Source organism: Eisenbergiella sp. OF01-20, assembly GCF_003478085.1.
GTDB lineage: Bacteria > Bacillota > Clostridia > Lachnospirales > Lachnospiraceae > Eisenbergiella.
In genome coordinates this window covers 16376-41917 of record NZ_QUES01000026.1, presented here as the reverse complement: position 1 = coordinate 41917, position 25542 = coordinate 16376, and the positions used below count along the sequence as shown (strand labels likewise).

The following is a 25542-nucleotide window of genomic DNA, read 5'->3' as shown; positions in this document are numbered from 1 at the left end:
TCCTACTTGTTATAAATTGATTTTTTGTTATCTGTATAGAAAAAAGGCTGCCGTCAGCCTTTTACAGAACCGACCATGATACCTTTAACGAAATATTTTTGGATAAATGGGTAAACCATCATAATAGGGATGGTGGCTACCATAATGGTGGCATATTTTACGGACTCACTAATCTGGTCGGAACCGTTTACCAGATCGATGGACAGTTCATTTGTCTGATTCTGGATAACGATATCGCGGAGAATGATCTGCATTGGAACAAGCTCCCGATCCCGTAAATACAGCATGGCCGGGAAATAGCTGTTCCACTGGGCCACAGCATAGAATAAACCTACGGTTACCATACCCGGCAGGGAAAGGGGAAAGATAATTTTAAATAATATTTTTAACTGGCTGCATCCGTCCAGGGCGGCGGATTCCTCTAGTTCATAAGGAATCTGCTGAAAGAAATTCTTAAGAAGGATTACATTAAACGAAGAAACGGATGTAGGCAGCAGGATGGACCATACCGTATTGTACATATTTAGTTTGGTGACGATCAAAAAGGTGGGAATCATTCCCGCACTGAAGAGCATGGCGACGACAACGACGCCGGACATAAATTTCTGTCCCGGAAAAGGACGCCTTGACAAAGGATACGCAGCAAGAGAGGATAACAGCAGGCTGATGGCTGTCCCCGCCACCGTATAAAAAATGGTATTCAGATAGGCCCTCCCGATCATGGGGTAGGATAATATCCTCTTGTAGGCATCGGTGGTAAATCCCATGGGAAGGATTCCCACCTTTCCCTGGGCAAGGAATTCAAAACTGCTTAAGGAAGCTGCCAAAACATAGAGCACCGGGTATAACGCAGCGGCCATCAGCAGGAACAGGACAGTATAGTTAATGCATTGAAATATAATGCGGCCTTTACTTACTTTCATTTTAATCTCCCTTACCAAAGACTTGTTTCCGAAGTTTTTTTAGCTGCCAGATTAGCGAATAATACAAGAATCAGCCCGATAACCGACTGGAAAAATCCCACTGCGGAAGCAAAACTGTATTCCCCGTTCAGGATTCCCCTGCGGTATACATAAGTACCGATTACATCTGCCGTGGAATATATACTTGGATTATACATAAGCACAATCGTTTCATAACCTACGTCAAGAACCCTGCCGATTTTCATCAGGAATAAAAGAACGATGGTGGGGGTTAAACCGGGCAGGGTTATATGAAATAACTGGGCCCACCTCCCTGCACCATCAATTCTTGCCGCTTCATATAATTCAGAGCTTATGCCTGTTAAGGAGGCTAAATAAATAATTGCGCTGTAACCGGCGGTCTGCCATATGGTCATAATGGTGTATATGCCCCAAAAATACGAAGGCTCCGTGAGAAAATTAACCCGTTCCAGCCCTAAATGGGCAAGAACGTTATTGATCAGGCCCGTGCTTGGAGACAGGAACGTAACCACCATACCCACCACCACAACACTGGAGATGAAATTGGGAAGATAGGTGACGGTCTGTACCAGTTTTTTATAACGCATCCTGCCCACTTCATTTAATAGGAGAGCTAATATGACAGGAGCCGCAAAGCCGATTGTTAACTGCAGAAAATTAATTCCCAGGGTATTCCGCAGTAACCGCCAGAAAAAAACAGAATCAATAAACTGTCTGTAATAATCCAGCCCAACCCATTTGCTGTTAAAAATACCCTTGGCCGGCTGGTATTTTTGAATGGATATAATAAGGGATAATAGCAAAGGGACATATCTGAAAACCACAAAATAAATGAATACGGGAATGAACATAATGTAAAAAGGCATATTTTTTTTGATGCTGTTTGAAGAATTTTTAACCATTGACTGCACCTCTTTCTTTGTCCGGCTGCGTTTTTGCTTGCTGTTTTTTGTGCGTGCATTAAGAGTAGCATTGATGCCGGTGGGTGTAAATCTTCCGATTTTTAGTATTTATGGAAAAATTATAGAATATAAGGGTTAATTCTTTTGATTTTGTGCACCGTGTTTTTGGCACATAAAAAAGCCCTTTTCTCATAACCGGAGAAAAGGGCTTTGGACAGGGAATCAGAGCTTTCTGTACTGACCTGGCGAAATGCCGTTATATTTTTTGAATACCTTACTGAAACTGTTGGCGCTGCTGTAACCGGACAATTCGGCAATTTGTGAAATGTTATAGGAACTGTTTTCCAATAGCTCCTTAGCCTTTTTCAGCCGGAACTGGTTCACATAATCCACAAAATTCAGACCGGAATTCTCTTTGAAAATAAAGCTTAAATAAGAGGTGGACAGATTTACAACCTCCGCTACCGTATCAAGCGATATCTCGTTCCGGTAGTTTTCTTCCAGGTACTGATTTATTTTATCCAGAATATGGTTTTGATGTCCGTGATTCTTTTCGGAAGCGAACAGGGCAATTGCTGTAAATACCTGGATTATGTATTCTTTCTTTTCCTCGATACTTTTTCTATGCTCCATTTCTTTATAGACATTTTGATTATCGGGCAAAACCTGTTCATTCGTCAGTCTCATTTCAAAAATGGTTCTTATCGCCGTGCTTGCCAGTGCATGGAATAAATTGTCAACCATTTCAGGGGAAAGTTCTTTTTCACTCAGGTTTTCCTCCCATATACTCTCTAATATTTCCATTACCGATTTACAGTTACCTGATTTGGTTATCGTAATGAGGCGCGTTTCCTGCTCTATCGGATAGGTAATTACGGCGCCGGTACTGTTCCTTACCTCATCAATGTAGATTACAGAGTTCTGGCCTTTGACAATTTGGTATTTTATCGTTTCAAGCGCATCGATATACGATTGATAACAGTTCCTGATACCCTGATAGCTTTGGCCTATACCGATAACATAAGGCAAATCGCTTTTTTCCATAAAGTATTTCTGTATTTTTTCAAGATAGTCATTGATCCCGCTGCGTTCATAGAAGGATTTTGGGGCATTGAGTAAGGAGACGATCGTCTGGTCGTCTTTATCAAGAAAATAATAGCAGCATTGTCCGTATAAAGTCTGTCTTGCGATTTCCATCATGTTCCTGGTATCCTCTTTAAACAAACGCTTATACTTTTTCAGGCTGTGGGGAGTTTCTTCCCCGATATCATAGACAATAACCTGATAATAAGGGTGGGGGAGATCGATTCCTATCTCCAGCCCGACCTTTTCATAATCGCTGCTGACTTTTCCGTTAATGATATCGTATATATATTTGTCCTGCAGCATAGGCTTGTTTTTTTCAAAATTATCCTGCAGCACCTGGTTTTCTTTATATACATAATCGATAATACTGTTGATCAGAGTAAATTCATTGCTGTTTCCGCTCCGGGTTATGGCCGTTTTTTTATCCCCGATGATATTTATATAGCTCAATATTTTGTTCATGGGTTTATATAAACCATTGATTATATATAGTGTTAATACGATGGAAAGGACAATGCTTATTGAAGCAACCAGAATCGTAACATTACGGATCTGATTGACGCTTTCCTTAATATAACCGGTAGGTATAACCGATATATATTTCCAATGAAGAGAGTCGGACTGTATGTATTGAATCGTAAACGGACTGCCCTCCACCACCAGCTCCGCCGTATTTTGCACATCGGTCATAGTTGCCAGCTGTGAGCGGACGGCGGTTTGGATGAACGGCAGATCTTCAAATTCAGCATAGTAGTCTTCATTTGTATAAACGATATTACCCAGGCTATCCACAACATAGTTAAAAACAATGGTTTCATTGTTATAGTTGGACATTTCTTTGTCAAACAGGGATTTACTCATATTAACGACAAGCATTCCCTTTGGGGAACGGTCGATGAAAGGCAGCGATTCTGTAAAAACAGCTACCGGAATTTCATAGGTGCCCCGATACAGTTTTTTTCTGCCGATATAATGAAAGCCGCTGGTGGCGAACAGCCGGTTCCAGTCGATATCCTCTTTATATTTGCAGACATCCGAAAAGAAAAGGGAACGCTGATATTTTCCTTCGGTTCCCAATACAATATCCGTTTTCTTTATATAAAGCCATATATCCGAAATGTTGTTATTGTTTGCCTTAAGTGCGCTTAAATAAGCCATAGAATCCTGAATCAGTTCAAAATTATCATAGGTATTCTGGCCGGACATATACAGGACTTCATTCAGGCTTCGGTTCAGGGCGGCCTGCATAATATTAGCCTGCAAAGAGTTAATTTCCTGATCAATACTTTTTTGTGCCTGCTTCAGGATGAGCATATTGCTGTTCTGCACTTCATGGATCATCATGCCGGAAGATTTCCGGTACGAAAAAAAAGACACCAATACGATGGAAATAAGGACCAGTGCCATTATATACAGGAATATTCTTACAAATATACTGTTTAATCTGAATTCTTTGATGCTTCTTGAAAAAATGCCCATAATAATCCCCTTATAACTGTTCAGTCCCTTCAAGTTATTAATAAACATATATTATTTTTGCGCTTTTGTAAAGCAAACCTCCATACCCGGTATACCGGACGGCACCATGCATGAGGTAACAGTTCATTGAACTGTTACGAGCTATATGGTTAGGGAATATAAAGATATAAAATAATGACATAAAATATTATTGTTTTCCAGACGGTATTATGTTAGTATAAAAATAAGCATAAATTTCTATGAATCTGGGCGTTACGCCATCTTACTTCTATCTTTATTCAGAGACTCTATGCTTACAATCCATTTAAACAGGCAGGGAGTCAGATGGAAGAAAAGGTGCGGAACATTTTCTTTAAACTGCTTCCTGCGTACAATTGCAGAAAGAAAGGAGCAGTTTATGGGAGAAACGGAAAAAGAACTGCATGTGGTTAGAAACCACAAAGACACTGTGTTCCGATTGCTTTATAAGGACAAGGGGAATCTTCTTGAGCTTTACAATGCTTTAAACGGGACGGATTACAGGCAAGCGGAGGAACTGGAAATCTGTACGCTGGAAAATGCCATCTATATGGGGATCAAAAACGATGTTTCGTTTTTGTTTGATTCAGAAATGAACCTTTATGAACATCAGGCGTCATTTAATCCGAATATGCCGCTGCGGGATCTCATTTATGTGGCAAAACAGCTGGAAAAGTATATGGCTATGGACACTTTGTATTCCAGTAAATTGCTGAAAATACCGGTTCCTCGTTTTGTAGTGTTTTATAACGGGACGGATAAACACCCGGAGCGCAAGCTGTTAAAGCTGTCAGATGCCTATGAAAAAGAAGTGACGGTTCCGGAGCTGGAGTTAAAGGTGCTGATGCTTAACATCAACCTGGGGAATAACCGGGAGTTGATGCAGAAATGCAAAACGCTGAAGGAATACTGTATGTTTGTGGAAACCATACGGAAATATGCTGCCAGCATGAAAATTGAGGATGCGGTGGAAACGGCGGTCAGGGAATGTATTCAGAAAGATATTCTGGCGGAATTTTTAACCGTACAGAAGGCGGAGGTTATAGCTATGTCTATTTTTGAATATAACGAAGCAGAGGAAATGAAAAAAATACGTGCTGCTGAATTCGATGTCGGATGGGATGCGGGGATGGCAAAAGGAAAAGAAGCGGGATTAGAAGCGGGATTAGCAGCAGGAAAAGCAGCAGGAAAAGCAGAGGATGTTCTGGTATTGTTGGAAGAACTGGGCGAAGTCCCGGAGAATCTGCGTGCCGTAATCCTTAAGGAATCTGATTTGGAGCTTCTGAAAAAATGGCTCAGGGAGGCTGCAAAAGCGGATACAATACAGCGTTTTCTGGATGAGACAGGTCTGTAATGACTTCCGGGGACCGGGGCATCCTGCGGGTTTGGGCGGATATGTGCAGGCTAATTGGGCCTGTTCTTAATTATCAGCTCCAACAGATGAAGATCCTCTGCGCTGGTAATGATCTCGGATATGGATTTCTTTTTAAACTTATGCAGGATACTGTGTATCTGTGATTTGACGGTTGACATTTCCACATGTCGTATCGCGCAGATATCTGCCCGGGTATTTCCGGAGGAGAGCAGATACAGGGTATCCAGTTCCGTTACGGTGAGAGAGGAAAGCAGATTCAGCATATAAAGAAAGCTGGTTTCGTAGGTCTTTACCCGTTTGAATTCACTGCGGATTTTACCTGCAATTTCGGGACGGATGGGGGATCGGCCTTCATAGGCGGCTTTCACGCCGGCGATGATTTCCTCGTTGGAGGAATTTTTGAGCATATAGTCACATACACCCAGCTGAAATGCGGAAAAAATCAGTTCATCGTCTTCATAAACCGTAAGGATTATGATTCTGATATCAGGCAGGGTGGCGAGGATTTCCCGGGAGGCGCGGATTCCTGCATCTTTTGTTTCCATTTCAATATCCATGAGTATGATATCCGGAGGGGAAGCCAGGGCGGCGGCGACAGCCTGTGTCCCGCTGCTTACGCTGCCAACGAGTGCAATCTCAGGGCACCGGCCCAGATAATACGCATATTTTTCCCGGATTGGCTGCAAGTCCTCTGCAATGAGGACTTTTATTTTATTTTCCATTTATTTTCCTCTTTTCGGTGAAAATCTGTGTGATTTTAGGAAGGAGTATCTGGAAAGCGGTTCCTTTTCCCAGCGTGCTGCGCACTTCGATTTTTCCTTCATGTGCCTGGATAATACGGTAGGTCAGTGACAGGCCGATGCCCCAGTGCCTGGCGGTGGGTTTGGAGGAAAAGAAGGGGGTGAATATCTTTTTTATGTTATTTTCCGATATCCCGGTCCCCGTATCCTGTATTTCCAGAAGAATCCAGTCATCCGTATAGCGCAGATTGACGGTGAGGGTACGTTCCGCCGGGATTCCGGCGCTTTCCTCTTTTGCTGCCATGGCATCCATGGCGTTTCCTATGATGTTTGTGAGTGCCTGCTCCAGATAGACCGGATCGGCCAGCGCAAGCACAGGGTATTCGGCGAAATTCTTCCTGATTTCAATCCCGGCGGTTTCCGCGCAGAAAGGCGAGAGGACCTTCTCCAGCAAATCCTTCAAATCAATATCAATCAAATGCAGTTCGCTTGTTTTCGTGTTTTTATGGATTTCATCGATGCGGGAATACAGTTTTTCACAACGGTCCTTTGCTTCCTGTAATGCTTTCTCCGGATTTACAGCGGCAGGAAGAAGTTCCAGTCCGGACTGAATGGCAAGCAGTTCGTTTTTTATGTAATGACAGAATACTTTGGAGGTAGTTTCCGTTGCATCAATCTGCTTTGAAATTTCAAAGGCTTCCGCGTTGATTTGATGGCTGATATGGGTGAGCCGGTACAGGCTATAGCATATCAGCAGCAAAAAAACGATAAAAATAAAAGGAAATATGTTGTAAAAAACAATGCTATTTCCCAGATTAATATACCAGAAATAATAGGACTGCGCAATTTTGGAGATACGCAGCAGAAAAGAGGGAGTCCGGGAAATAAAGGTGAAATACAGGGTGCTCAGGGTGAAAAAGCAGACGGTCATAAGAAGGAAATTATACCGGATCAGCTGGATGCGCGGGGAATGGTAAAAAGAAACCAACAGCATAAGCACACTGAGCAGTACCAGCAGGTTGTTGCCGGAACGGGTGAGGATATAGATGATATTTTCAGCATCATAAAACTGTTTGGAACCTAGAAAGGCGGGATACAAAAAATAATAGCAGCGTATATTGAGGGCAGGATCGTAGATAAGAAGCTGAAACAGGAGGTAAATCCAGATGGCGGTTTTGGCGCGCCGTATGGTTTTTACCGTAAAAGGGGTATGGAAGTTCAGGGCGAAACAGACGCTGGCAAGCACGATGCTGAGGCTGGCAACGTTAATGAGCCTGATTACATTAAAGCGGGAGATGGGGAGGAAAAACAGATAACGCCATAACGGATCCGGCAGATAAAAGTAATTTTTTATCACATTATAGTAATACGCATCCCTGGAATAATAAATCATCATACTGAAAATGGCAAAAAAGTAGGCTACCAGGACAAGGGTGAACGGAATGGTATGCCTTTCCCTGTGATGCTGGTACAGCATGAAAATAATAATAAAAAGCAGAATGAAAAGTACGTAAAACATAGTGCCTTCCCCCCTATAAAGGCCGGTGAGATACCGGCTGTCTGCAGCGGCGTATCCGGATATTTCCGCATACCGGCCCTCCTGCCTGTTGGATGACAACATCCGGGTTCACCGGGTTTTGGCCCGCAGGCGCCTGCGGTAGGCAGTGGGCGTTTCGCCCGTCTGCTCCCGGAACAGACGGGTGAAATAGTTATAATCAGGGATCCCGACTTGGCCGGCCAGCGTACCGACCGGTAAATCGGTGCGTTCCAGAAGCTGCCGGGCTTTCTCCATGCGGGCTTCCCGGATCAGATCGCCTGCCGTACAGCCATATTGCTTTTTAACCTGGGAACAGAGCGTGGTTCTCCCCACACCCAGAGCGTCGCACATCCGTTCCAGGGAAAGCGGCTCCTCCAGGTGTGCCGCAATATACTGCCTGGCCCGGCGGGGAAGGCTTTCGCATTGCAGCCGGATACTGTCCTCCAGCCAGACGGAAACGGCGCAGGCCTGCAGCACCCGGGCGCAGGCCAGAATATGCGCTTCCTCCGCCAGAGGAAGGCAGTCATAAGCCGACTGAAGAATTTCCGGGCGGATTCCCTTCTCTGTGAGTGCGTGGATTACCTTGCGGCATGGCCCCTGGGGGACTGCCGTTCGGCGCATCTGCCCGAACATCAGGAAACCAAGGATTTCCCCGCCGTTGCAGATGGGGGCGGCGGCCTCCGTAAGGCCTGCGTGGCATGGATAGATATGGATTTCACCGGGATTCTTTTCCCTGGATTGTTCCAGTGCGGTGCGGTCACAGGCCAGGCAGCGTTCCAGTCCTTCCGGAAGGGAACGGATAAGCTTGCAGAAACCGCTGAGGTTAACCGGGTATGCGGCCACTTCTCTGCAGGCCAGATCAAACACTCCCACCCGCAGGCCGGTAATGGTGTGGAAATCCCGGAGAAGCGGGAGCAGGCGCTTTTTATCAAAGACAATTTCCATGATGCCCTCCCCATATATGGCGGTAAAATAGTCCGCTGTTGAACGATTATGCTAATAATAGCACAATTGCCTCTATTATGCAAAAAATGGCTCTGGTAGAATAAAAAAACACAGGCAAAAACACGGCATACAGAAGGGAGCAGCTATAACATGACACAAAGAGAATTAGTTATCGCAGCATTGAACCATGAAGAAACCACACCGGTTCCCTATCATATTGATTTTACAGGGCAGTCGCTGGAGCAGCTGATTGCTTATACGGGGAACCCGGATATTGAAGCGCAGCTGGGCGTGTGTATGAATTATATCCAGTATTGGGGCTGGCCTGCGGAGATCGACGGGCGTCCCGGCTATTTCCGGGATGAATTCGGCGTTGTGTGGAACCGGAACGGGGCCGATAAGGATATCGGCGTGGTGGAGAAGCCGCAGATAGAGGATCTGGAGGAATGTGATTATACCTTCCCTGTATGTGATGAGGCGAGGCTGCGGCGGGAATATGAGGAGCTTGTGGCGGGCAGGGGAGAGCGGTTTACGATGGCCGGCTTCGGGTTTTCCATGTTTGAGAGATCCTGGTCTCTGATGGGGATGGAAAATGTGCTTATGAGCATGATTACCTGCCCCAAGGAACTGGAAACGCTGTATGATCAAATCTGTGATTATTTTTGCCGCCTTGTGGATATTGCGCTGGAATACGATATCGACGGTGTATATTTCGGAGATGACTGGGGCCAGCAGAAGGGGCTTATCATGGGGCCGGCTCACTGGCGCCGTTTCATCAAGCCCAGAATGGCCCGTCTGTATGATCGTGTCAAAAAGAAGGGCAAGTATATTGTGCAGCATTCCTGCGGGGATTGTCATGAAATTTTTCCGGATTTAATCGAGATCGGACTGGACTGTTATCAGACGTTCCAGCCGGAAATTTATGATATTGGGAAAATGAAGGCCCTGTACGGCGGAAAGCTGGCCTTCTGGGGCGGTGTGTCCACCCAGCAGTGCCTTCCCTATGCGTCGCCGGAGGGTGTCAGGGCGGAGGCCGTGCGCATTATTAAGACGCTGCGAAGCAACGGCGGCCTGATTATTGCACCCACCCATGCGCTGCCTTTTGACGTACCTCCGGAAAATATTCTGGCTCTGCTGGATGTATTCCGGAATCAGGAACAGTATTTATAAAAAATGCAAACCTCGCATCCCAAAGCAGAAAAGGTCCCGGAAATTACATCCGGTACCTTTTTTTATTGTGCAATCCTCCTAAAAGTTTATGAAATTTCAACCTTTGCACTGGTTGAGTATACCTATATACTAAGACATGTCAGCGAAATCTACGACAAATAAATAGTAATAAGGGAGGAAAAAGTATGAAAAGCAAACGTGTATTGGCGATGGCTGTAACGGCGGTGATGACCTGCAGCCTTCTGGCAGGATGCGGCAGCAGCACAGCGGGGGCCGGAGGATCCGAACCTGCCGGGAATACCGGAGACGGCACCAAGCAGAGCGCGGCGGCAGATACCGGCAGCGGGGAAAAGATAAATCTGAAATTCTATATCTGGAGCGATGAGGAAAATTATATTTCCAAGGTGGTGGAGCAGTATAATGCGCAGAGTGACAGCGTACATGTGGAAATGCTCAGCATTGCTAACGACAGCTATGACGATAAGCTTAAGGTTATGATGGCGGCAGGGGATGAAGCGGATATCGTGGATATCAGGGGGCTTGCCCAGGTAACCCAGTACCGTGAAACCGGTTCGCTGCTCGATTTAACAGATTTGGTGAAAAACAGTGAGCTGGATATCAGCAAATACGGTGCTATGTGGGATTCCAGCTATCCGGACGGACAGATCTTCGCGCTGCCCACAAGAACCACCTGCTGGATGCTGTTCTATAATCCGGATCTGCTGGAAGAGGCAGGCGTTAAGATGCCGGAGCAGCTCACCTGGACCGAATATGCCCAAATGGCAAAGAAACTGACTAAAGGCGACGGCCCGGACAAGCAGTGGGGCGGCTATTGGGTGGACTGGCATACCCAGTTCATTGCCACACAGCAGGGAGTATATGTAAACGCGGATGATGTTTCCGCCGTACAGGAATCCCTGGAGATGCTGAACCAGCTGTATAATGTGGATAAAACCCACATGAGCCTTGGGGAGATGAAGGCCACCGATACCCAGTATCTGGCGGATTTTGAAAATAAAAGAGCGGCGCTGATGCCTCAGGGCGAATGGATGATCAATATGCTTTTAAACGATACCAGCGCAGGTAAAACAGATGTGAACTGGGAAATTGCGCCTATGCCTATTCCGGACGGCGTGGAACCCGGCACCACCTGGGGACAGTTCCAGTTTGCGGGCATCACTTCCACCACAAAGCATCCCGGGGAATCCTTCGACTTCCTGAAATATCTGTGCGGACCGGAAGGCGCGGCAATTTATGCGAGCACCGGCATGGTACATGCGTATACGGATGAAGGCGCGGAAGCGGCATATAAGGAAGCGGTGGGCAAAGATTCCGTATCCGTTATTTTTAATGCGAAGAAAGTGCAGGAATCCCCTGCATCCAGCAATTTTGACCAGATTCTGAACATCTACAAGGAAAATTCCGAGCTTTACCTGCTGGGGGAAAAGACCATCGAAGAGACCATGGACAATTTCCTGAAGCAAAGGGAAGAATTGATGAGGTAATAGTGTGACTGTTCAGCAGGTCTGTGCATTTACTGTACAGACCGTAAGGGAACCGGGAAGGAACATAACGGGTATCAATAAAGACGGATTAGGGAAAGGGAGCGGGAAACCGTATAGGCGGGAGACGCTCCCTTTTTCTGGAAAGGGTGAAAATATGGCAAAAAATGCGGCTTTGCCGAAACGTAAATTTAAAAAAGAATGGCTGAAGGGTTATCTTTTCATTCTGCCCAACTTTGCGGGTTTCCTCATTTTTATGGGGATCCCTATTATTATGGGGCTTGTCATTTCCTTTACCAATTATGACGGCTTCAAAACCTTTGATTTCGTGGGCTTGAGCAACTATATCAAGATGTTTAAGGATGAATATTTCCGGGTTTCCCTGGTTAATAACCTGATATATACCGGTGTTACGGTGCCGTGCACCATCGTGATCGCCCTGCTTCTGGCGGTGGCGCTGAATGTGGGGATCAAGGGAACGGGACTGTTTCGGACTTTTATTTTTTTCCCCAATATCAGCTCCATGGTTGCGGTGGGAATCGTATGGTCCATGATTTTCCATCCCACAAGGGGGCCTCTGAATCTGTTCCTTTCCCATATCGGCATGAGCAATCCTCCCCAGTGGCTGGTGTCCTCTAGCACAGCTCTTTTGTCGGTCATGATCGTCGCTGTCTGGAAGCAGGCGGGCTATTACATGGTAATCATTCTTGCCGGGCTGCAGTCCATTCCGAAGCAGCTGTATGAAGCGGCGGAAATCGACGGGGCGAACGGGCTGAAGCGGTTTTTCCATATAACCCTTCCCATGCTTTCCCCCACGATGTTTATGGTGACGATACTTTCCCTGATCAGTTCCTTCCAGGTGTTTGACCTGATATCCATCATGACGGAGGGCGGGCCGGGGCGCGCCACGAACGTGTTGGTTTACCGGATTTATCAGGAGGGCTTTAAATATCTGAACTTCGGGTACGCGTCGGCGATGGCTTATTTCCTGTTCCTTATCATCTTGATCATTACGCTGATCCAGTTCCGGGGGCAGAAGAAATGGGTTACCTATATGCAGTAAATGGGAGGAGCAAACAATGCTAACGAAATCATATAAAACAAAATTACGCATCCAGCATTCCGTTTTATTTGCGGTACTGCTGGTGATCGGCCTGACGATGCTGGTGCCGTTCTTCTGGACCCTGTCCTCATCCCTGAAATATGACAGGGAAATCTTTGAGTATCCCATCAAATGGATACCCGAGGTGCTCCGCTGGTCCAATTACGAGGAGGTATGGACCAGAGTGAATTTCCTCACCTATTATCTGAATACCATCAAGCTGTCGCTGATAGTTACCACAGGGCAGGTGGTTACCTGCTCCCTGGCCGCCTATTCCTTTGCCAAAATGGACTATCCGGGGAGGGATAAAATTTTCCTCTGTTATCTGGCTACCATGATGGTACCCTGGCATGCCATCATGATCCCCCAGTTTATCATCATTAAAAATCTGGGTTTCTATGACAGCCATTGGTCCATTATTTTAATGAACCTGTTCAGCGCCTTCGGCGTGTTCCTGCTGCGGCAGTTCATGCTGGGAATCCCCATGGAGCTGTCCGAAGCGGCGCGTATCGACGGCTGCGGGGAACTGAAAATTTATTCCCAAATCATACTCCCCATGTGCAAGCCCGGCCTGGCTACGCTGGTGGTATTTACCTTTAATTTCATGTGGAATGATTACATGGGGCCTATGATCTACCTGAATACGGATAAATTAAAAACAATCCAAATCGGGCTGGCCGCCTTCCGGACGGAATACGGAGCGGAATACGGGCTGATTATGGCTGGCACGGTCTGTTCGCTGCTGCCTATGGTACTGATTTACTGTGTGGCACAGAAATATCTGATAGAAGGAATTGCATTCTCCGGTTTGAAGGGGTAAATTTTCTCAAGGTGTCAATCTGCCCGAGATACCTTTGACCAGACTCACTTTGTTTCTTTGCCTGAAAAGTGATCGTATTTGCAGACTTATAATCTTTCTCAAAGAAGAATGTACTTTTGATAAAATGCTTTACAATATCAAAACCTTTCTCAAGAGGCCTGAACAATCGATCAACAATGTGTATCTTTTTGAAAATTGTTCATTACAAGGCTGATAAATTTAGAGTACTGTGGATAAAACTGCGGAAATTCAAGAAAACAGGTATGGATTGAATAAAAGTAAAAAATACGGTACAATATCCATATAAATGATAAGACAGGAGGAAAACAGCGTGGAGGATAACCGGGAAATGTTTGATAAGCTGGTGAAGGGCCTGCGGGATATTTATGGGGATATGCTGGTAAGCGTTCTGCTATATGGTTCATTTGCCCGTGGAACTAATACGCGGGAATCAGATATTGATATAGCAATCCTGGTGGACGGCAGGGAAACAGAGGAAATGCGTAATCAAATGGTTGAACTGGCGGTCGATATGGATTTGGAGTATGACCAAGTGTTTTCCGTGTTGAATATTGATTATAAAAATTTTCTGGAGTGGGCAGATATTCTGCCATTTTACAAAAACGTGAGAGAGGAAGGGGTGGTGCTATGGGCAGCGTAGAGACATTAGCAAAATACCGCTTCCATCATGCGGGAACAGTCGGATTATTCGGACTTCTTCATCGCCTCAAAGCAGGACGCAGAGGAACAGATCGAGAGGGCTAAGGAGTTTATTGAAGTGGTCGAGAAGTATTTGAAAGATAAAAAGGTTCTTTAAAAATCTTAAATATATAACAGGGGAAAAGCAGTTACCGGAAGTAACTGCTTTTCTCGTAGAATAAAGAGGGCATTTTCCTTTGGCCAGCGAGACGAAGGGATTGATTAATCAGGATACGATCGCAAAAGATATTCAAAAGCGGAAAGATAGCAGGGGCGGCCTCTGATGTATTTGAAACAGAACCGTCTTTGAAGCGGGAGCACCCGCTTTTAAACTGTCCGAACATGATCGTACTCCCCATATGGGTCAAACACCCGCGAACTTAAGTTCGTTGCGCTCGCTACGGGGTATTTGCCTCAGCCTCCCACCGGAAAAATTTGACCGCGATCACGCTGCAGCAAAGCAGCAGGATTCCGAGAATGCACACCGGCAGGAGGACATTTTCCAGGGGCAGCCCTAAAGATGCGGCCTTCAGCAGCTTAATCCCCTGGGTCAGCGGCATAATATCCGCTATACGACGCAGGGCATCCGGCAGGATCTCGTAGGGCAGCGTGGCCCCGGACAAAAGCAGCATGGGAAAATATAAAAGGCTTGCCGCAATGCCGGCCGTTTTCGTATCCCGTGCGATTCCGCCCACCATCATTCCTATGCTGAACATGGAAAGCATCACCAGAAAATAGCAGGGGAGAAAGACAGCCGGGCTGCCGGGCATGCGGCAGCCGAATACAAGGGTGGCACATGCATAGACCAGAATCAGGGAAACCAGGGCGTAAGCGGCGTAAATAGCTACATGCACGGCAAGGAGCATGACAGGGCTTACAGGCGTTACCTGGAAACGTTTCAGCACCTTTTTCTGCCGGTAGTCGGAGACTAGCAGGGGGAGTCCCATAACGCCGCCGGCACAGATGGCAATGGTGGTCAAAGCCCCAAAGGATTGCTCCAGAAAGGAATAGGAGGAACCGGGAAAAGCAGGTTCCCCTCCATAAATCATGCCAAGGATACATACCATGACCACCGGAAGGCAGACGGCAAAAATAAACATGTCCATTCCCCGCAGGGAAAGCTTTGCTTCTATTTTAAAAAGAGTTCCGAATGTTTTCATAATTATACTCCTTGTCCGCTTCAGCGGACTTTAATTCAATATTTGAAACGTACTTTGTTTCAAACTTCCTCCTGTTCCATAAACCAAAGATAAGCGTCCTCCAATGTATTGTGGGGACTGCGTTTTACAGCGCCTTCCACTGTGCCTTCAAAAATAATCCGGCCGTTTTTTAACATGGCGATTCTGTCGCAGAGAACCGAAACCTCATCCATAAAATGAGAGGTCAGCAGAATGGTGAGTCCCTTTTCCCTGAGATCCGACAGATGCTTCCAGACTGCCCTTCTTGCTTTGGCATCCAGCCCTGTGGTAAGTTCATCCAGAAAAACCACCTGAGGGCCGGGGATCAGGGCAAGCACAATAAAAAGGCGCTGTTTCTGCCCTCCGGACAGGGCGCTGACCATACTGTCTGCTTTATCCGCCAGTCCGAACTGTTCCAGAAGCTTTTCATAATTTTCCGCCTTTTGATACAAAGAAGCGGTTTCTTCACATAATTCGTTTACCCGTATCCGATCCGGATAATAGGGTTCCTGAAACTGTACGCCTGTTTTCTGAAAGAGTCTTTTGCGTTCCCGCAGCGGATTCATGCCGAGGATTTCCGCGCTGCCGGCATCCGGCCTGCGGGTTCCCAACAGACATTCAAGGATGGTGCTCTTTCCCGCGCCGTTTTCTCCCAACAGCCCATAAATCTCTCCGGACTTTACGGAAAACGAAATATCCCGGACGGCGGGTACTCCGTGGTAGGCCTTGCACAGCCCGTTTACGTTGATTGTTTTTTCCATTGTTCTCCTCCTGGTATGTTTTGAAACGTAACTTTGAAGATACGAAACGGTTACGTCAGAACAAAGAATAACACCAGCGCAAAGTCTGGTGTTAAAGTGGAGGGTAGGTTTTCTGTTCTTTTTCCAATTCTTTTAATTCCGCAAGAATCCGGCGGAAATTGGCAGCGGCATGGGACAGGGAGGAGAGCAGGCTGTCACAGGCGCTGAAAATATCTTCCTGTTCTTCCGGTGTATTGATGACGGCGCGGATATCTGCGGCAGGGTTGACGGTCAGGGCCTGGAGCATGCGCAGGATCGCGGCCAGGGAATAGTTTGCACAGCGCAGGGAGCGGATGATTTTCAGACGCCGGATATCATTTTCCGTATAGACGCGGTAACCGTTGCATTTCCTTTTTACCTGGAGAAGGCCGTTAAGCTCCCAATTGCGCAGGGTATCAATCGTTACCCCCAGACATTCCGCGGTTTCCTTTCGGGTGAGCGGACAGAAGCCGGAGGAAGGGGGAATCTCCTCCAGCAGATTCCGGGCGATGCGGACGGCCTCTTCCGCATGCTCCGTTTCCACGGCAGTCTGGCGCAGGTAGCTTTCCGTCAGCCGGACGGCTTCTGTAAAATCGCACTTCGCGGCTGTTTTGATGATATCCACCGCCTGCTTTCGCAAGCCGTTCTGAAGGACTTCAACCCGGAGGGCCAGCCGGGCGATACGGAACTGGCGGATATGGAGATCCGTAAAGATACGGTAACCGTTGGCTTTGCGTTCCGGCGGGGTGATGAGCTGCAGTTCTTCATATAACCGCACGGTATTGGGATGGATCCCGATTATTTGGGCAACCTGTGAGGTTGAGAAAGTTTGTTTCATTTTTTTATGTTACCTCCGTAAAATCAGATTATAGCATGGTTTTAAAGCCTGGTATATATTTCATTATTGACAAGCTTTCCATATAAGTATATATTGTGTATATGATGATATATACAATATATACTCCGGAGGTACCGTATTGAATATCACAATCAGCAATTCCAGCGGGAAGCCTATTTATGAACAGATAACTTCCCAGATAAAAAACGATATTATAACCGGTGAACTAAAGCCAGGGGACGCCCTGCCCAGTATGCGGCTGCTTGCAAAAGAACTGCGGATCAGCGTTATTACTACCAAACGTTCTTATAATGATTTGGAGCAGGAAGGCTTTATTGAGACTATCACAGGCAAAGGGAGCTTCGTGGCAGACCGGGATATCTCTATAATTAGAGAAGGGAGTTTGCGGATGGCGGAGGAATATCTTTCCAAAGCCGTGGAAATTGCCAGGGAAAATGGAATATCCCTGGAAGAATTGACGGAAGTTTTGAAGGTCCTGTATGAATAATGCCGCAGGCGCATTCCGTTTTTTCAGATTGCCCGCTTTGCCGGCAGAAAGGTATCAGATATGGAAATGGACAATGCACTGGTAATTGAGAATGTGACAAAAACCTATCCGGGTTTTGCTCTCAAGGATGTGTCTGTGACACTGCCCCGCGGGAGCATTATGGGATTTATCGGAGAGAACGGCGCCGGAAAGACGACTACAATCAAGCTGATCCTGAATATGCTTCACAGGGACAGCGGGCGTATCCTGGTCCTGGGAAAGGATAACCTGGAGGAAGAAAAAGCCGTTAAGGAACGTCTTGGGGTAGTGCTGGGAGACCTGAACCTGCCGGAAACCATGAACGGGCTTAAAATAAACTATATGATGTCAGGTATTTATCCCGGTTGGGACAAAGCGGCATATTTTAGCAATCTGGAACGGTTCGGTCTGCCAAAGGATCGGAAAATCAAGGAATATTCCCGTGGAATGAAAATGAAGCTATCTATTGCAATCGCCCTTTCCCATGGCGCCGAGCTTCTGATTTTGGATGAACCCACCAGCGGTTTGGATCCGATTATAAGGGATGAAATTCTGGATATTTTTATGGACTTTATCCAGGAGGAAACACGCAGCATTTTTGTTTCTACGCATATTGTGGAGGATTTGGAAAAAATTGCGGATTATATTACCTTCATCCATAAGGGAAGGATTCTTATTTCGGAGGAGAAGGATCATCTGCTGGAGCGTTTTGTGATTCTGAAAGGCCCCAGGGAGAGATTTGCGTTGTTTGCACCCTCGGAGCTCATCGGCTATAAGGAAAACCGTTTCGGGGCGGAGGCCATGACGGAAGCGGATACCTGGAGAAAAAAGAGGAAAAATGCGGAAGGCTTAACTGTCGAGCCGGTGCGGATTCAGGATATCATGCTTTATTATGTGAAGGGAGAACGGTTATGATTGGGTTGCTGAGAAAAGAATATTATCTTCTGGAAAACCAGATGAAGAGCTGGCTCATTGTCGCGGCCTTTCTGTTCATTTATGCCTGTATCATGAACGGCAACAGTTTTCTCTATATGCTTACCGCGCTGATTGGAATCATGAGTAGCATGACCGTATTCAGCCTGGATAATGCCTGCGGCTGGGATACCTATGCTAACAGCCTCCCTCTGACAAGAAAAGATATTGTAAAAGCCAGATATTTGTCTGTGTTCCTTATTGATGCGGGCGTTACTATTGGCTGCGGTGCACTCGTATTCCTGCGCTACCTGTTCATACAGGAGGGCAGCTTGGCGGATAGCATGCATTCCCTCTTTCAGATATTGTTGGTGACCGTCCTGATGCAGCTGTTGCTTCTTCCCGTAATCTATAAAGTGGGTGTGGAAAAAGCAAGAGTTGTCTATATGGCGGTGTTCCTGTGTCTGAGCATAGCTCTGATCGGTTTCAGCAGGTTGGAGGACAAAGGGGCCGTTCTGGACGGACTCCGGCTTACTTTGGAAAATATCGTTTCCATTGGAGAATGGGGCGTTCTCCTTTTAGATGCGGCGGGATGGTTTCTTTCCCTGAAGCTGTCCGTTCGGATTTACGAAAAGCACGAATTCTGATTCCCTAATCATCAGCCTTCCTGTCTGCTGCAGGTAAGTAAACCATCCTGGTTTTCGACGGTCAGGGTATAAATGCGCACGTTTGCGTCCCGTTTCAGGGTAAGGGAACCGGTGTCTGCGTCGATACGCCCTATGCGGGAGAGGAACACATGGCGTGTATTTGCCGCCTTCCAGCTGAGTGTGATTTCCTGGCCGGAAGCAGACGGCGTGAGGGAAAAGGACTCTATGGAAGCCGTGAGAGGTTCCAGAAAAATACTTTGGGATACCTGCCTGTTTCCACAGTATGCCGTCAGGGTATAAGCCGCCCTGGCGGTTATTGTTATCTGACAGCTCCCCGCTTTGTCCAGAGCAAGTCCGCCGGGCTGTAAAATCACTTTGTCTGCGCCGGTAACACACCATTCCAGGCGTACGGTGTCCCGAAAGCCGGTAACCACATCTTCTGCAGCCGGGGCAAAATGCCGGATGTTTAAAGGAACTCTTTTTTTGTAAAGGGTAAAGGTTCCTTCCTGAATTGACCCTTCCGCAACATTTACATATTTTATGCAGCAGGAGGTGGAAGTATCTTTCGGCAGAGAGGTACAGAGCCGATCCAAAAGGAATTCAATGCAGGAAGAAGGTTCCAGGGAAATGGTCCGGGAGGGATACAGGATTATGGTATTTAAGTCTTTTTTGCAGAAATACCAGTCATCCGGGCATGCAAAAAGTGTATTGGCAAAGGATTCTTCATCCGTCAGACAGCCGGGTGAGGTGCCCAGGTCAAAACGCAGATAAATGCAGGTCAGCCCTTCCATGACGCTTGCATTGTCATAGGAAGGCAGGTCGGTGTATTCTGTTTGTGCGTCATTTTTCAGAGTGACGGATTCCTCAAGAAAGGGATTGTGCAGTGCAATAACCATTTTATTCCGTATGGGGATATTTGCAGGCTCTCCGTTTTGGGTAAAGAGATAAGCGGGGGTCAGTTCCAGATACAAACCGGACATTTTCATTCTCCTATAGTCTGAAATCCAGGGCTTGCGGGGTTCCCGGATCAACAATAAGTTCCGCGGTGACATTTATTCCGGGGGCATATGGGTATTCCCATATGCCGTCCGGGAGACAGGATACGGTATAACAGGAGGTATCCCAGATTTTAACCACAGCCGTCCGGCCTTTAGGAAGCTTCCATCTGACGGCTATCACCTTGTGCGCTAAATAGCTGTGGATATACTTTATGAAAAGGATATTGGATCCCGGAAGCACGAGGCGTTTTTCTTCCTCTGATACCGGATCACCCGTACACCGGATCGCTATGGTCAGGGTATCCTCCTGCAGCGTGCGGCTGTCCGCTGCCTTTTCCTGCGTGTAGACTCCGTTTTCTGCCAGTTCATATCGGGCGGCATAATGGCATTCCCAGGACGCCCTGCGTCCTTCCAGTAAAAGGCTGATGACGGGGACCGGGGTGAAAACCTGTACTTCACGGTAAACGCTCTGTTGGCTGCCCGACGCATACAAAAAGAAACTGGTGCTTCCGGAGGGCATGGGAACCTGACAGGAGGAGGAGCTTTGAGTGCCTTCTGCAAAAATATCGTAGCCTCCGGGAAGAATATAACCGGCATTCACATTATTTACCTTCCATTCCAGGGTGATCGTCTCACCCGGACAGGCGCTTGCTGGGGATGCCCTGAAATAGCAGATTTCTGTGGAAGCCAGGCTTTTGTAAAAATAATAGGTGAATTTCCCGTCCATTCCTTTCCCGAAACCGCTTACTTCCACGATGACGGTGCAAATCCCTTCCGACGCGGTGGTGACGATACCGCTCCATTCTAAAGTAAGGGCCGTGAGATCCCGCAGCGCCGCGGCCTCATCGGTATAGGTCAGGGTGTGGGAAAGCAGGTTTCCATTCCGGCTGATGCCCCGGTAATCAAAGCAGGGGCAGGACATCTTTCCGTATTCCGTATCGGCGGATGCAAACATATGGCTGGAGGCTTCGCCTGCGGAAGCGGTAATTTTGAGTTTGGGCCTGGCATCCTCTGCCGGTTCGGGGGCCTGAAAGGAATAATATAAGGTGTTGTCTGTATAGAGAGAAACTTTCCCTTCCGGATCATTTACCGTAAGGTGCGTATCAAAAAAGGCGCCGCCGAAATCTTGGTTAGGTACGATCATTCCTTTTCCTCCTTATTTTTTTGTATCTGCATATACCCCTCCAAAGCCTTCACCGGGTAGGGGACAGAGAAGGCCTGCCCGTCCGTCTGCCCAAGTTCGGTGATTTTCCAGGCGGGGGCGGGGGAAGCATCGGCAAAGATTCCGCCCGGGAATTCTTTCCCGGCCTGTAAGAAGAAGTATTTTCTGTCGTTCTGATAGGCAGCAGGGATGGAAAGCGGAGCTTCGCTGCTCAATAGGGGGCCTGCATAATATGTGGTGCGTATCGTGTCGAGTGCGGTATCCACCAGATCCGGAGGTAAAGAGAAAGAACTGACCGGTAAAATGGCGGGTTTTATGGTCAGACGGCTATATGGTTCCATAAGAACGCACAGCTCATCTGCGGGAAGGCTGGGGTCAAGGGCCGAGGGAACCCGGTTATCCTCCCGTAAATAGGAGGTCTGTGTCCCGCTGCCCGGATAAATATACAGGTGGTCAAAGTCCCCGTTCAGATAGAATCCGGCCAGCCCATCACGGTAGTCCTGTGGTTCCCCGATTTGCAGGGGAAATACAGCATTTGTGACATTGACGGACTGGGTCGGGTCGGGAACGGAACCGGGCAGGTGACGGTAGGTTTCAGGTTCTCCTGCCTGTTCCAGTTTCAGGCGCAGCCTGCACAGCACCAGCGGATGGCCGATGAACTCAACATCTGCGGGTCCATGAGGGACAGGGATGTTCTGACTGCCCAGTTGGTTAATATAGGATAGAAGGGCAATGAGATTTTCCTTTGGCCCGAATTGCAGGGAATGTAACAGGCTGTACATCTGGGAGTTAATATCCTCCGGGATACTGTGGGATATCTCAGCTCCGGGCGGGCTTTTGAAGGCTATGCCGGTGCCGGTCCGGGTGAGAACAAGGCTTCCTATGGGCAGACCTCCTGCAGTATAGGCCATAAGGCTGTTATCCAGCCCGTTCGGCAGCAGAAAGCCGCACAAAGGAGAGGCCGTGGGTACGAAGGAGGCTTCCGCCCCGTCGATAGAGCCCCCGGCTGTTGCACAAATCCACGCGGCATCCAGCCTTGTGTATTGCCCCAGCCGGGGCTGGAGCATGGCTTCATGCGGTTTTGCCGGAGCACTTGACGAACGCATTTCTTCACTGCAATAAAGATCCGGTGACATAATATCCTGGAATCTGCCCAGCCTGTCCAGGATCCGTATTTGGCTGAAAGCCAGGAAACCCGCCCGTATGGGGGAAAAGAGCTGGTCATATACGGCAGCGGTTCCAAATACATCGCAGGACAGTTGTCCGAGAAGCTCCAGGGAAGCCTTTACCAGTTTGTCGGTGGAAAACTGGGGCAGCAGCTTTTTTTGATCCCGCATGAGCAGCGTATCATTGAAACCGCTCAGAGATTGGGATAACAGGGTTCTGGTGCGGGGATCGTTCGGGAAAAGGACACGATCCTTCAGGTAGCCCTGTATGCTGTTTTCCAGCTGTCTTGCCGCGTTGTCGGAGAGCAGCAGCCTGCCGGAAACCGCATGCCGGTTTTTGGGATCCAGAATCGAACGTTCCCCGCAGTAGTCATACCGCCCATCCTCCAGGCTCCAGTTTTTCAGATCAGGATGCGCCTGCAAAAGCGCCGTATCGGGATAGTAGAAGCACTGCCATTCCAGATACAGAGGGTACCATTGGGGTTTGTAAACCGTGACCGCCCTGTTCTCAGGCAGTTTTCTGTCAAAGGTGATGGAAGGCAGCTGAAGGAACTGCTGCTGCACCTGCTTAAGCCGGGCGGCGAGTTCTTCTGTCCGGGTGGGATCCGGCGGAAAAAAGCCTGCCTTTCCCAGGGCTTTTTCGGCTATCAGGGAGGCAAAACCGGTGGATAATAAGGCGGCTTCCCCAATCAGCGGGGAAAGTTCTGCCGGCAGGCCGCGGGGGGCCTCTGTGTTTTCCAACAATTCCTCCGCATACACGGTTACTTCCGAAGCGCATAACCCGGTGAAACGGACGGCGCCGTTTGTTTCGCCACTACGGCGGCAGGCTGTGAGATTACCGGTCACTTTTCCCTCCGTGTCGGCCAGCTGTCTGATTAAAAGCACCGGATCGGCGGGCTGGTAAAAGGGAGGGGCAGGTTCTGTTTTCAGCTCGTACCCCGGACCGGGATCCAAACTCTTTATATCCATATCGATTTGCGCGGCTGTGTCCGATAAGGCTTTTTGTTCTTTTTGTATTTCCCGGACGGATTCCTGCAGGGAGGCATACAGGATATCCGGATCCCCCTGACCGGTAAACAGAAGCTGCCAGGTCTCATAAGCGGCGCGGTGCCTTTGTTTATGCCGCATTTGGTCCGCATAAAGCTGTCTTTGCCTGGAACGAAGATCGGCGATTTTTTTCATCACCGCTTCGGAAGGCGGTTGTTTATGATCGGCTCCCTGTACGGGAGAGAGACATAGGAGATCGGGGGGCTGGAGGGTGGAGAAGCCGGAGGCGTGCAGTTCCTTTTCCACTTCCGCCGTTCCCTGCTGACCCAGAAGATCCGGGCAGAGGTTTCTCAGAAAACATTGGAACAGGCGGGGGGATATGCCGCTGTCCGCCCCCGCCAGGGCGGCTGCCGCCTCATCGGAAGTATTCCCTATAGCCAGATCCGGGATATCCTCCACTTCGCCGGGCTGCGGATTGTCCGGAACACCGGTGGGGTAAGGAAAGCCGGCCCCCTTCCATTCGATGCCGCATAACAGGCCGTGGCAGAGGCTCGTGCGGGGCAGTCCGGTCCCTTTTACATCCATGAGAAGCTGTTCTTTCAGCTGCTCTGTGTCTGTAAGAAGGGAAAGCGGCTCAGGGCCTGCCGCATCCTGATACCAGCCGCACACCAGGTAACTCACACAGGCCTGCTTGATTCCATCCCCCGCGAGATCGTCATAAAAACCGAATACATTACGGCAATGGGGATAATAGGCGGAAAAAAAAGGATTGACTGGGGAAACGGCAGTGAGGGCGATGCGTTCCACATCCTGCGGGACGGACGGCGCCCGGGAAAGGGCATAGCTTCTGCCCAGATACCGGTAAGGCCTTTCCGGTGTCCGGGGCCAAGGCCAGGAACTGCTTCCCGAATTATAATAGCCTGCCCCGCGTTTCTTTTGCAGAGCGTCGCTTTCCAGGAGAAAAAGCTTCTGCTTCAGCCTGCTATCCCCTTCCTCCAGCCACATCCGGACCACAGCCCAGCGGTTGGGGACTAAAGGATAGGATAGCGAAGCCGGCGCGCCGTCCTTCCCTTCTTCCTGTATCCCGCGGGTAAAGCCCTCCGGAAGGCTGAAGGAGAGGTGCACTCCCGGCTCCGGCGTATTTCCGGGAACGAACAGGCCGTTGTCGATGGGAATATCGGGATCGTCCAGATCCGTGAAAGATAACTGAAAGCCCGCATATATTTTTTTGGCGGGGGCACGCCCGCAAAGACATGCCCGCACGGTAATGGGGATGAGTAAGGTTTGTTCCTCCTGCATATTAACAACTCCTGCTGTCAAAGCTGAAAGACAGAGCCAGCATCAAGCCGGTACGGTGATGGTAAACGATCCCTGTCCCCTTCCACATGACAGCTGAAAAACCGGAGGCCATACTGCCGGTCAGCGCATCCATGTGGAATTCCATCCGGTTAGCGCTCATAAGCATTTGATAATCCGGCGATTTTGGCCCATCCTTCGTAAGACAGGTAAGATCGACGGAATCCTCATAAAAGCGCAGCAGAGTGAATTCTTCCTTCAGCTTTACCTGTACCAGAATCCTGGCCTGCGGTGCCGGGCTTTTGGCGGATTCCAGACGGCAGCAGGACTGCGTATGTTCCAGCCGTATGCTTTCCAGACATTCCGTGAGGCCAAACAGGTGAAGTTCTTCGGTCCGGTTGTCCACAATAATGGGAGCGGGGGACTTAAGGACGTCATCCTGCCCTTTTCCGGCAGATGCCGGTTCGGGAGGATCTGGCAATATACATACGTGTGCATTTACGGTGAGAGTTACCCCTTTTAGGTTGTACAGCCTGTAATCGAAGCTTACTTCTGTTTCCCCTCTGCCGTTTTCCAGGATAACATCCTTCATGAGGATGGGATTTTTCTCTCTTTGTTTTGACAGGGTCAGGTTCAGACGATATGTTTTATCCGTTTCACAGGCGATAATTGTTTCAGCCCGGACAACCAGGTTTTGCTTGTCATCCAACCGGTATTGCAGAGTAATTGCCATG

24 protein-coding genes are annotated in these 25542 nt (G+C 48.2%); 11 read left to right on the top strand and 13 right to left on the bottom strand.

What is annotated here, in order from left to right; translation table 11 throughout:
- Positions 1-53 precede the first annotated feature (53 nt).
- From DXA36_RS23255 to DXA36_RS23245, 3 genes are all read right to left on the bottom strand, one after another.
- The gene (locus tag DXA36_RS23255; protein WP_118681820.1) at positions 54-923 is read right to left on the bottom strand and encodes a carbohydrate ABC transporter permease; all 870 of its coding nucleotides are present in this window, start codon (positions 921-923) and stop codon (positions 54-56) included.
- An 11-nt stretch (positions 924-934) separates the two neighbouring features.
- The gene (locus DXA36_RS23250) at positions 935-1846 is read right to left on the bottom strand and encodes an ABC transporter permease (RefSeq protein WP_243114723.1); all 912 of its coding nucleotides are present in this window, start codon (positions 1844-1846) and stop codon (positions 935-937) included.
- Between the two features lie 222 nt (positions 1847-2068).
- The gene (locus DXA36_RS23245) at positions 2069-4411 is read right to left on the bottom strand and encodes a helix-turn-helix domain-containing protein (protein ID WP_182479231.1); all 2343 of its coding nucleotides are present in this window, start codon (positions 4409-4411) and stop codon (positions 2069-2071) included.
- 397 nt (positions 4412-4808) lie between these two features.
- Between DXA36_RS23245 and DXA36_RS23240 the strand changes: the two genes are divergently transcribed.
- Positions 4809-5783, top strand: a complete 975-nt coding sequence (locus DXA36_RS23240; protein ID WP_118681818.1) for a hypothetical protein — start codon at positions 4809-4811, stop codon at positions 5781-5783.
- A 50-nt stretch (positions 5784-5833) separates the two neighbouring features.
- Here DXA36_RS23240 and DXA36_RS23235 read toward each other — a convergent pair whose 3' ends face one another.
- From DXA36_RS23235 to DXA36_RS23225, 3 genes are all read right to left on the bottom strand, one after another.
- Positions 5834-6526 (bottom strand): response regulator transcription factor, encoded by a 693-nt coding sequence (locus DXA36_RS23235; RefSeq protein WP_118681817.1) that lies wholly within the window; start codon positions 6524-6526, stop codon positions 5834-5836.
- On the bottom strand, positions 6516-8063 hold the full coding sequence (locus DXA36_RS23230; protein WP_182479230.1) for a sensor histidine kinase: 1548 nt from the start codon (positions 8061-8063) through the stop codon (positions 6516-6518). Before DXA36_RS23230 ends, DXA36_RS23235 begins: the two co-directional genes overlap by 11 nt.
- Before the next feature lie 108 nt (positions 8064-8171).
- The gene (locus tag DXA36_RS23225) at positions 8172-9026 is read right to left on the bottom strand and encodes a PocR ligand-binding domain-containing protein (protein ID WP_118681815.1); all 855 of its coding nucleotides are present in this window, start codon (positions 9024-9026) and stop codon (positions 8172-8174) included.
- A 150-nt stretch (positions 9027-9176) separates the two neighbouring features.
- On the opposite strand from DXA36_RS23225, the gene DXA36_RS23220 reads away from it, so the two are divergent.
- The 7 genes from DXA36_RS23220 to DXA36_RS34305 all read left to right on the top strand — a co-directional run bounded on the left by DXA36_RS23220 (position 9177) and on the right by DXA36_RS34305 (position 14703).
- Complete coding sequence (locus tag DXA36_RS23220; protein ID WP_118681814.1) at positions 9177-10196, top strand: uroporphyrinogen decarboxylase family protein; 1020 nt, start codon at positions 9177-9179, stop codon at positions 10194-10196.
- Positions 10197-10381: 185 nt separating this feature from the next.
- Entirely contained in the window at positions 10382-11701 is a 1320-nt protein-coding gene (locus tag DXA36_RS23215) for an ABC transporter substrate-binding protein (protein ID WP_118681813.1), read from the top strand.
- 154 nt (positions 11702-11855) lie between these two features.
- Entirely contained in the window at positions 11856-12761 is a 906-nt protein-coding gene (locus tag DXA36_RS23210) for a carbohydrate ABC transporter permease (protein ID WP_118681860.1), read from the top strand.
- A gap of 16 nt (positions 12762-12777) precedes the next feature.
- Positions 12778-13620 carry a carbohydrate ABC transporter permease gene (locus DXA36_RS23205; protein WP_118681812.1) on the top strand — a complete coding sequence of 281 codons (843 nt, stop codon included), beginning with the start codon at positions 12778-12780 and terminating at the stop codon, positions 13618-13620.
- A gap of 307 nt (positions 13621-13927) precedes the next feature.
- The gene (locus DXA36_RS23200; protein ID WP_412249879.1) at positions 13928-14281 is read left to right on the top strand and encodes a nucleotidyltransferase domain-containing protein; all 354 of its coding nucleotides are present in this window, start codon (positions 13928-13930) and stop codon (positions 14279-14281) included.
- A 27-nt stretch (positions 14282-14308) separates the two neighbouring features.
- Positions 14309-14437, top strand: coding sequence for a HEPN domain-containing protein (locus tag DXA36_RS33890; protein ID WP_279221560.1), 129 nt, complete (start codon positions 14309-14311; stop codon positions 14435-14437).
- Positions 14438-14544: 107 nt separating this feature from the next.
- Positions 14545-14703 carry an NAD(P)-dependent oxidoreductase gene (locus tag DXA36_RS34305; protein ID WP_118681858.1) on the top strand — a complete coding sequence of 53 codons (159 nt, stop codon included), beginning with the start codon at positions 14545-14547 and terminating at the stop codon, positions 14701-14703.
- Between the two features lie 14 nt (positions 14704-14717).
- On the opposite strand, the gene DXA36_RS23185 is transcribed toward DXA36_RS34305, so the two are convergent.
- From DXA36_RS23185 to DXA36_RS23175, 3 genes are all read right to left on the bottom strand, one after another.
- Complete coding sequence (locus tag DXA36_RS23185) at positions 14718-15479, bottom strand: ABC transporter permease (RefSeq protein WP_118681811.1); 762 nt, start codon at positions 15477-15479, stop codon at positions 14718-14720.
- 59 nt (positions 15480-15538) lie between these two features.
- Complete coding sequence (locus DXA36_RS23180) at positions 15539-16258, bottom strand: ABC transporter ATP-binding protein (RefSeq protein WP_118681810.1); 720 nt, start codon at positions 16256-16258, stop codon at positions 15539-15541.
- Between the two features lie 91 nt (positions 16259-16349).
- Complete coding sequence (locus tag DXA36_RS23175; RefSeq protein ID WP_118681809.1) at positions 16350-17114, bottom strand: MerR family transcriptional regulator; 765 nt, start codon at positions 17112-17114, stop codon at positions 16350-16352.
- A gap of 139 nt (positions 17115-17253) precedes the next feature.
- On the opposite strand from DXA36_RS23175, the gene DXA36_RS23170 reads away from it, so the two are divergent.
- Genes DXA36_RS23170 through DXA36_RS23160 form a run of 3 tightly spaced genes read left to right on the top strand, consistent with a single transcriptional unit; the run spans position 17254 to position 19199 of the window.
- Entirely contained in the window at positions 17254-17622 is a 369-nt protein-coding gene (locus tag DXA36_RS23170) for a GntR family transcriptional regulator (RefSeq protein WP_118681808.1), read from the top strand.
- 60 nt (positions 17623-17682) lie between these two features.
- Positions 17683-18555, top strand: coding sequence for an ABC transporter ATP-binding protein (locus tag DXA36_RS23165; RefSeq protein ID WP_330425095.1), 873 nt, complete (start codon positions 17683-17685; stop codon positions 18553-18555).
- Positions 18552-19199, top strand: a complete 648-nt coding sequence (locus tag DXA36_RS23160; protein WP_118681807.1) for an ABC-2 transporter permease — start codon at positions 18552-18554, stop codon at positions 19197-19199. Before DXA36_RS23165 ends, DXA36_RS23160 begins: the two co-directional genes overlap by 4 nt.
- Positions 19200-19210: 11 nt before the next feature.
- On the opposite strand, the gene DXA36_RS23155 is transcribed toward DXA36_RS23160, so the two are convergent.
- From DXA36_RS23155 to DXA36_RS23140, 4 genes are read right to left on the bottom strand one after another with little or no spacing between them, the layout of a single operon-like run.
- Entirely contained in the window at positions 19211-20179 is a 969-nt protein-coding gene (locus DXA36_RS23155; RefSeq protein ID WP_118681806.1) for a hypothetical protein, read from the bottom strand.
- Positions 20180-20189: 10 nt separating this feature from the next.
- On the bottom strand, positions 20190-21341 hold the full coding sequence (locus DXA36_RS23150) for a hypothetical protein (protein WP_118681805.1): 1152 nt from the start codon (positions 21339-21341) through the stop codon (positions 20190-20192).
- Positions 21338-24811 carry a hypothetical protein gene (locus DXA36_RS23145; protein ID WP_118681804.1) on the bottom strand — a complete coding sequence of 1158 codons (3474 nt, stop codon included), beginning with the start codon at positions 24809-24811 and terminating at the stop codon, positions 21338-21340. The genes DXA36_RS23150 and DXA36_RS23145 overlap by 4 nt, the downstream gene beginning before the upstream one ends.
- Position 24812: 1 nt before the next feature.
- Positions 24813-25541 (bottom strand): hypothetical protein, encoded by a 729-nt coding sequence (locus DXA36_RS23140; protein ID WP_118681803.1) that lies wholly within the window; start codon positions 25539-25541, stop codon positions 24813-24815.
- Between the last annotated feature and the right edge of the window lies 1 nt (position 25542).

What these genes read in the sequence shown, in the direction of transcription:
- DXA36_RS23255 (WP_118681820.1), bottom strand. Translation starts at nt 923, where the DNA reads ATGAAAGTAAGTAAAGGCCGCATTATATTTCAATGCATTAACTATACT.
- DXA36_RS23250 (WP_243114723.1), bottom strand. Translation starts at nt 1,846, where the DNA reads ATGGTTAAAAATTCTTCAAACAGCATCAAAAAAAATATGCCTTTTTAC.
- DXA36_RS23245 (WP_182479231.1), bottom strand. Translation starts at nt 4,411, where the DNA reads ATGGGCATTTTTTCAAGAAGCATCAAAGAATTCAGATTAAACAGTATA.
- DXA36_RS23240 (WP_118681818.1), top strand. Translation starts at nt 4,809, where the DNA reads ATGGGAGAAACGGAAAAAGAACTGCATGTGGTTAGAAACCACAAAGAC.
- DXA36_RS23235 (WP_118681817.1), bottom strand. Translation starts at nt 6,526, where the DNA reads ATGGAAAATAAAATAAAAGTCCTCATTGCAGAGGACTTGCAGCCAATC.
- DXA36_RS23230 (WP_182479230.1), bottom strand. Translation starts at nt 8,063, where the DNA reads ATGTTTTACGTACTTTTCATTCTGCTTTTTATTATTATTTTCATGCTG.
- DXA36_RS23225 (WP_118681815.1), bottom strand. Translation starts at nt 9,026, where the DNA reads ATGGAAATTGTCTTTGATAAAAAGCGCCTGCTCCCGCTTCTCCGGGAT.
- DXA36_RS23220 (WP_118681814.1), top strand. Translation starts at nt 9,177, where the DNA reads ATGACACAAAGAGAATTAGTTATCGCAGCATTGAACCATGAAGAAACC.
- DXA36_RS23215 (WP_118681813.1), top strand. Translation starts at nt 10,382, where the DNA reads ATGAAAAGCAAACGTGTATTGGCGATGGCTGTAACGGCGGTGATGACC.
- DXA36_RS23210 (WP_118681860.1), top strand. Translation starts at nt 11,856, where the DNA reads ATGGCAAAAAATGCGGCTTTGCCGAAACGTAAATTTAAAAAAGAATGG.
- DXA36_RS23205 (WP_118681812.1), top strand. Translation starts at nt 12,778, where the DNA reads ATGCTAACGAAATCATATAAAACAAAATTACGCATCCAGCATTCCGTT.
- DXA36_RS23200 (WP_412249879.1), top strand. Translation starts at nt 13,928, where the DNA reads ATGATAAGACAGGAGGAAAACAGCGTGGAGGATAACCGGGAAATGTTT.
- DXA36_RS33890 (WP_279221560.1), top strand. Translation starts at nt 14,309, where the DNA reads ATGCGGGAACAGTCGGATTATTCGGACTTCTTCATCGCCTCAAAGCAG.
- DXA36_RS23185 (WP_118681811.1), bottom strand. Translation starts at nt 15,479, where the DNA reads ATGAAAACATTCGGAACTCTTTTTAAAATAGAAGCAAAGCTTTCCCTG.
- DXA36_RS23180 (WP_118681810.1), bottom strand. Translation starts at nt 16,258, where the DNA reads ATGGAAAAAACAATCAACGTAAACGGGCTGTGCAAGGCCTACCACGGA.
- DXA36_RS23175 (WP_118681809.1), bottom strand. Translation starts at nt 17,114, where the DNA reads ATGAAACAAACTTTCTCAACCTCACAGGTTGCCCAAATAATCGGGATC.
- DXA36_RS23165 (WP_330425095.1), top strand. Translation starts at nt 17,683, where the DNA reads ATGGAAATGGACAATGCACTGGTAATTGAGAATGTGACAAAAACCTAT.
- DXA36_RS23160 (WP_118681807.1), top strand. Translation starts at nt 18,552, where the DNA reads ATGATTGGGTTGCTGAGAAAAGAATATTATCTTCTGGAAAACCAGATG.
- DXA36_RS23155 (WP_118681806.1), bottom strand. Translation starts at nt 20,179, where the DNA reads ATGTCCGGTTTGTATCTGGAACTGACCCCCGCTTATCTCTTTACCCAA.
- DXA36_RS23150 (WP_118681805.1), bottom strand. Translation starts at nt 21,341, where the DNA reads ATGATCGTACCTAACCAAGATTTCGGCGGCGCCTTTTTTGATACGCAC.
- DXA36_RS23145 (WP_118681804.1), bottom strand. Translation starts at nt 24,811, where the DNA reads ATGCAGGAGGAACAAACCTTACTCATCCCCATTACCGTGCGGGCATGT.
- DXA36_RS23140 (WP_118681803.1), bottom strand. Translation starts at nt 25,541, where the DNA reads ATGGCAATTACTCTGCAATACCGGTTGGATGACAAGCAAAACCTGGTT.